This window comes from Bacillus sp. SIMBA_074, assembly GCF_046534555.1.
GTDB classification, from domain to species: Bacteria; Bacillota; Bacilli; order Bacillales; family Bacillaceae_G; genus Bacillus_A; species Bacillus_A mycoides.
In genome coordinates, this window is sequence record NZ_JAWRYM010000671.1 from 1 (window position 1) to 264 (window position 264).

Sequence of the window (264 nt, forward strand, 5' to 3'; positions counted from 1 at the left end):
CTGTCGCCAGGTCATGCGGATGTACCGTATCTAGGTTGAATGTAATTAAACTGCTGCGGTCCTGCTGCGGGCCGTAAATTTTCAGTCCTTCGATCTCGCGCATTTGCTCCATGGCGTACGCCACCAGATGCTTTTCATGACGCTCGATATTGTCCAGACCGATTTCTTCTAAAAAGTCAATCGCTGCTCCGAGGCCAATTGCGCCAGCGATAATCGGGGTCCCGCCTTCAAACTTCCAAGGCAGCTCTTTCCACGTAGAATCGT

General features: G+C 51.5%; 1 protein-coding gene. It reads right to left on the minus strand.

Features of this window, described 5'->3' with window-relative positions; all coding sequences use genetic code 11:
* Positions 1-264: aminotransferase class V-fold PLP-dependent enzyme (locus SB773_RS32455; protein ID WP_410594494.1), on the minus strand; the 264-nt coding region annotated here is incomplete at both ends.